The sequence below is a fragment of the Streptomyces sp. NPDC004658 genome (genome assembly GCF_040609555.1).
In the GTDB taxonomy this organism is placed as follows: domain Bacteria; phylum Actinomycetota; class Actinomycetes; order Streptomycetales; family Streptomycetaceae; genus Streptomyces.
Map to the genome: position 1 here is coordinate 1 of NZ_JBEXKG010000279.1, position 5,552 is coordinate 5,552.

Here is a 5,552-nt window from a genome sequence, read left to right on the forward strand (position 1 = left end):
ACATGGGACGTCCCGGCCTCTTCGGGCAGAGGCTCCAGCACCACGCACACCCGAGCCTGAGCCTCGAACAGCCCCGTCGGCGAGGCCGCGGCAACTACCTGCGGTCCGCCGGCGCTGCTTGCGTCCGGGCGGTCAGGCTGATGGATTCAGCGGGTTCGGACGCGGCCGAAGAGCAGCCGGTCAGTGGCGAGCGTGGCATCCAGGTAGGCGTCGATCCGCGCGGCGTCGGCAGTCTGCGGCAGCGGGTCCAGTCCCAGAATCAGGACCGCCTCTGCGTTGCGTGCGACCAGTTCGGTCCAGGGCTGGCGGGTGGGTAGCCGGAGGCGGCGGGATACGCCGGGCACGTGCAGCAGCACCTGGTCGCCAAAGATCTGCAGGCAGCGCTCCAGCTCCGGAACGACTTCCCGGGCACCAGCCAGGCCTCCCAGGCTGGCGGACAGCCGCCGCATCCCGGCCTCGGCCGTCTCGGTGGTGCCCGAGCCGGTCAGGGCGGGAGCGCGGGTGATCAGGATGTGCGCGGCCTCATGCCCGTCCGGGCGGGTGTCGGCCCAGGTCCAGGCGGCAAGGGACACCAGTAGCCGCAGATCAGGGGCGGGCGGCGTGAGCAGGACACTCATGCTGTCGTGCCTCCCGCGGCCTTGAAGCAGCACCAGACGATCTTTCCGGACGGGGTGCGGTCCTGAACTCCCCAGCCGTCGGCGAGCGCGTCCACCAGGATCAGGCCGCGTCCGGAGGTGTCGGTGTCGGCGGCCTGTCGGGCCTGGGGATACCGGCGGCGGCTGTCGTGCACTTCGATGCGCACGGTTTCCTCCTCGGCGTCGAGCTTGACGAGGAAGCCGTGTCCGGGAACGGTGCCGTGGACCATGGCGTTGGTGGCGAGTTCGGAGACGCAGAGCCGGATGTCTTCGACGCGGTCCGGCAGGCCCCAGTCGGTCAGGGCCTCGGAGGTGAAGGATCTCGCCTGGCTGATCGACTCGGGGCGGGCCTCGAAGAATTGTTGGGTCGTCAGGGCCATCGTGGTCCTCATGACTCGGCGTCCAGGACGCGGGTGGTGCCGGGGTGGCGGTGGCGGACGGGACCGGTGCGGGAGGTGGGGTGGTGGGTGGTCCGGGGCTTGCGGACCAGTAGCAGCCGTGAGCCGGCCGCCTCGATCCGCCGCCTGCGTTCGGCGGCTATGGCCTTCGGTCCCAGGTGTGACATGGCCGGGGCGATCACGCCGTAGACGCCCGGCAGCGCGAGCACGTCCAGCAGCCCGGTGAACGCGGCCGACGCGGCGCCCGCAGCCGTGTCCCGGTCGGTGAAGACGCCGGACAGCTGCAGTTCGTGGCTGCGGCAGTACTCGGCGAGCGAGCCGACCAGTGCGTCCTGCCGTGCCGGGGAGACCCGCACCAGCCGCAGAAGGCCGTAAACGACCGGGCCGTTGACCTGGCGCTGCTCGGTGAGGGGTTCCATGCTGGGGACCGTCCAAGAGGCTCGACAGAGTAGTGACGCTCCGAGCGTGACCGCTGCCCAACTCGTCGCCAACCACCCGGCGTTCTACTTCCGTTCCACTTCCGTCCCGCCGGCTGCACGGACCGTGCTTCGATGACGGGTGGAAGAGAGTTGACGACGCGTGGCGACGGTGCACCACTGGACCGGCCTGGAGGCCAAGGCCCTGCGGGGGGCTCTGCGACTGAGCGTGCGGGCCTTCGCCCAGCACCTCGGCCTGGCCGTCGCGAGCGTGTCCAAGTGGGAGAGCAAGCTCGCCAACACCGAGCCCCGCCCCGACACCCAGGCCATCTTGGACACCGCCCTCAGCCGCGCGGACGCCGCCGTCCACCTGCGCTTCGAGACGATCCTGTCCGAACTGACCAGCACCGGACCGAGCTCCGGCCGGCCGCGTGTCACCGCCTGCGGTCCCAGAGCCTGGGAGTATGAGAGCTGGGCCGACGATCTCGACCGCGTCGTGGTCGCCTTGTCCCGGCAGAACTTCACCTTCGCCCACAGCCTCCTGAACCGGTGGCTCACCAGGTTCAAGGCGTCCGAGCTGGACGAGAAGGGCCTGTATCTCTTCGCCCGGTCCACCGCTCTGCTCGGCGACCTCAAGCGTGACCAGGGCGCCGTGCTCGGCCCGCTCTCCGCCCGCCGCTCCTACGCCGATGCCCGCGCCATCTTCACCCAGCTCGACATCCCTCGCCGCGTCGCCCAGCTCGACCTCTCCCTCGCGGTCGTCACCGAGATGTCCGGCAAGCTGGAGCTCGCCGCCCACCACTACGAAACCCTCGCCGTCGACGACCGGCTCTCCCGCCGCGACCGCGCCCGCGCGAAGCTGTGGGTTGGCACCTCACTGAGCAAGGACGGCCAGCACGACTACGCAACCCGCGTCATGCAGGCCGCCACCCGGGACTTCGAAGATCTGACCGAGCCGGACGACTGGTCGGTGGCCCACCAGAAACTCGCCCTCGCCCGACGCGGCGCCGGCGACCTCACCCAGGCCCTGCACTTCATCGACATCGCCCGCAGCAGCGGCACCGTCGAGTCACCGATGCAACGCGTGCGACTGGACACCGCTCATGGCCACATCCTGCTCTCCGATCCGGCGACCCGGGATGATGGACACCTCGTCCTCGACCAGGCCGCCAGGCAGGCCGCGCAGTACGGACTCGTGCACCAACTGCGCAGCATCGAGGGCATCAAGGCCATGAGCGAGGGGCCAGCCGGCCCCCGGCAACGGTGACCAGGGAGAACACACGCGTGAGCAACGACCAGCAGGCCATCACCGAGGACCAGTGGCGCCGGGCCAAGCTGATCTGGGACTACCACCAGATGCACCACGATCTGCGGCCCGCCGACGCGGCGATCGGACTGGGCAGCCACGACCTCGGTGTCGCCACGCACTCCGCCGAGCTCTACCACTCCGGGTTCTTTCCGACCCTGGTGTTCACCGGCGGCAACAGCCCCACTACCGCCAAGGTCTTCCCCCGGGGTGAGGCCGTCCACTTCCGCGAGCACGCCATCGAGCTCGGCGTGCCCGCCGAGGCGATCCTGCTCGAGCCGAACGCGGCGAACACCGGGCAGAACATCACCCTCGCCCGCGAGGTCCTCGCCGCCGCCGGCGTCCGCCCCGCGACGGTGCTGCTGGTCTCCAAGCCCTACATGGAACGGCGGTCGTTCGCGACCGCCCGCAAGCTGTGGCCCGACGTCGACATCCGGTGCGCGTCGGAGCCGCTGGAGTTCGACGACTACCTGAAGTCCATCGGCGACGAGAAGCTCGTGCTGGACATGCTCGTCGGCGACCTCCAGCGGGTCATCGAGTATCCGAAGCTCGGCTTCGCCATCGCCCAGGAGGTCCCGGAGGACGTGCATGCCGCGTACGAGTCCCTCATCCACGACGGCTTCACCAGCCGCCTCATCTCGTGAGCTGCCCGAGCTGGGCGGGCTGTGCGCGATTCACCAGCCGAACCTGTTTCCCCGGCTGAGCACACTGGCCAAGCTGTTCGCAGCGGACTACTGGGTCGTCCTGGACGACGTCCAATTCACCCGCCGCGACTACCAGCACAGGGCCCGTCTCGCCGACCTCGACGACCCGGCCCGCCAGCGGTGGCTGACCATCCCCACCCGCCTGCCCAGCGGGCGCTCCACCCTCATCCGGGACGCGCTGATCGACGATGCGGCTCTCGCCCGCCGCAGGACCGAGGGCATGGTGCGCCAGCACTACGGGAGCAGCCCCCACTGGCCGGCCCTCGCCCAGGCCCTGGCTCCGGTGCTGGAAGCCTTCGCCACCGAACGGACCGCGACCGTCGCCCAGACGTCCACCCGTCTCCTGCTGGACCTGCTCGGCTGGCGCGGGCAGATCCTGTCCAGCAGCGATGTGCCCGCCCGGCCGGGCCGCTCCCAGCGGCTCGCCGACCTGGCCGCCGCGACCGGTGCCCGCGTGTACCTGTGCGGGACGGGCGGCATGACCTACCTCGACCCTGCCCCGTTCGAGGCACAGGACATCGCCGTGCTCCCGTTCCGGCCGCCGGCGACCGGGATCTGGTCCACCAGCCGCCGGATCAGCGCCCTGTGGGCACTGGCTGCAATCGGTCCGCAGGCGGTGGCCACCCGCTGCCGCGCACTCGCCACGGCGCCCGAGGCCATGCTGGAGGCTTGATCCGGCCGCTCCCCTGATACAGCGACCGTCTCAGCAGGACGCCGGGAGACGGATCATTCGGTAGGGGTCCTCGCGGCGAGGCTCGGGATGGAACCCATGGCGGACGTACCAGGCGCGCAGTCCGTCGTGCGTGAGCCCCGGCTCGCGCCAGGAGGGAAAGGGCGCTGCGGCCAGGCCGATTGGTGCATCAGCACGGAACGCCAGAACGGCCTGCAGCAGGCGGGTAGCGTACCCGCGCCCCCGGTACTGCGGATCGACGCCGATGTGGCACACCCACACCGAGTCCCCGTCCAGTGCTTCCAGATATCCGACCACCGCCTCCCTGGTGCGCAACTCCCAAACCAGCCTCGGCAGGTCTGCATCCGCACGCACCAGACGGATTCCGTCATCACTCACGACATCCACTCCCAGGCCGAAACTCGACGGCAACGACAGCACTGACCGGAACCACGCGCTGGCAGAGTGCGCGGGCAGGAAGCCGGAACACCGAGCGGCGCCGCGACGATCTTGGGCCGCCGGGCCGGACAGCGGGACGCGGCCCGGCGTGGACAAGGCAGTCGGCGAGGGCGGCGGAACGGATGGCGCGGCGCGGGCCGGGGCGCACAGGCCGGTGCCCGGCGGCGGGCGGTGCCGGGGCGGGGGGCGACGGGCAAGCGTTCTCCTCCACGTTGGTCAGGTGCAGGGCAGCAGGACGTCCTGGAGCACCGCGTGCGGGGCCAAGAGTCAGGAGGCCGCCCGCGGCCTGTGGCCCTCGCGGCGTACCCGTACGCCGATCACCGGCCAGGGCACGTTGGTCAGCGCCGGGTGCCGGATCACGGCCTGCGTCACCTGTTCCTCGCGCCCCCGCTCGGATCACCTCACCGCAGTATCACCGCCAGGCCGCCCCCGTGACGCGGATGACCAACACCCGCCCTGCGGGCTCCCAGGGCGTTGCCGCCCCCGGCAACACCAGCCGGCGGGGGGGACCCGGGACGGCACGGTGCCAGCAGGCCTTCGTCCCCCAGCGCAAGGGCCTGTGTCGGCCGAGCATGTCAGCGGGCCGCGCTAGCTTCTGCACACCTCAGTTGGAAAGGAGATTGCCATGGACTTGGCCCGGCTCGTCATCTTCGCTGCGGTTGTCCCGTACGTCTTTCTCTCACTTTTCCGGTTCGTGACTAACCCTGCGAACTCCCTCAGTGACGCCTTCACACCGCAGTGGCTGCAGCGCATCCGGAGTCGCCGGATCACGAACAGGCAGAGGCACGAGTACCGCCGCGCCCGCTACTAGGCAGCGATCCCGGTTCAACCGAGCCGAGGTCGCTGGCCAGACGCTTTGTATCAAGGGTGATGCTCTTATGGATGTCAAGCAGCGGTTGTGAGGTGAGTCGGGGCCGCTGCGGTGGCGTTCGTGGTGGTCAGGACGTGGTAGATCTCGCGGGCG

Annotated in this window: 7 protein-coding genes; 3 read left to right on the forward strand and 4 right to left on the reverse strand. The window is 70.4% G+C overall.

Annotation, left to right across the window (positions count from 1 at the left end; genetic code table 11):
* Positions 1–146: 146 nt before the first annotated feature.
* From ABZV94_RS39705 to ABZV94_RS39715, 3 genes are read right to left on the reverse strand one after another with little or no spacing between them, the layout of a single operon-like run.
* On the reverse strand, positions 147–617 hold the full coding sequence (locus tag ABZV94_RS39705; protein WP_356349657.1) for a hypothetical protein: 471 nt from the start codon (positions 615–617) through the stop codon (positions 147–149).
* The gene (locus ABZV94_RS39710; protein ID WP_356349659.1) at positions 614–1,015 is read right to left on the reverse strand and encodes an ATP-binding protein; all 402 of its coding nucleotides are present in this window, start codon (positions 1,013–1,015) and stop codon (positions 614–616) included. The genes ABZV94_RS39705 and ABZV94_RS39710 overlap by 4 nt, the downstream gene beginning before the upstream one ends.
* A gap of 8 nt (positions 1,016–1,023) precedes the next feature.
* Positions 1,024–1,452, reverse strand: coding sequence for a hypothetical protein (locus tag ABZV94_RS39715; RefSeq protein ID WP_356349660.1), 429 nt, complete (start codon positions 1,450–1,452; stop codon positions 1,024–1,026).
* 160 nt (positions 1,453–1,612) lie between these two features.
* On the opposite strand from ABZV94_RS39715, the gene ABZV94_RS39720 reads away from it, so the two are divergent.
* The 3 genes from ABZV94_RS39720 to ABZV94_RS39730 are packed head-to-tail and all read left to right on the forward strand — an operon-like array spanning position 1,613 to position 4,132.
* On the forward strand, positions 1,613–2,716 hold the full coding sequence (locus ABZV94_RS39720; RefSeq protein WP_356349662.1) for a hypothetical protein: 1,104 nt from the start codon (positions 1,613–1,615) through the stop codon (positions 2,714–2,716).
* Between the two features lie 17 nt (positions 2,717–2,733).
* The gene (locus ABZV94_RS39725) at positions 2,734–3,399 is read left to right on the forward strand and encodes a YdcF family protein (protein WP_356349663.1); all 666 of its coding nucleotides are present in this window, start codon (positions 2,734–2,736) and stop codon (positions 3,397–3,399) included.
* A complete protein-coding gene (locus ABZV94_RS39730) occupies positions 3,344–4,132 on the forward strand; it encodes a WbqC family protein (RefSeq protein WP_181411997.1) in 789 nt (262 codons plus the stop codon). Before ABZV94_RS39725 ends, ABZV94_RS39730 begins: the two co-directional genes overlap by 56 nt.
* Positions 4,133–4,162: 30 nt before the next feature.
* Here ABZV94_RS39730 and ABZV94_RS39735 read toward each other — a convergent pair whose 3' ends face one another.
* Complete coding sequence (locus tag ABZV94_RS39735; RefSeq protein WP_181411998.1) at positions 4,163–4,528, reverse strand: GNAT family N-acetyltransferase; 366 nt, start codon at positions 4,526–4,528, stop codon at positions 4,163–4,165.
* Between the last annotated feature and the right edge of the window lie 1,024 nt (positions 4,529–5,552).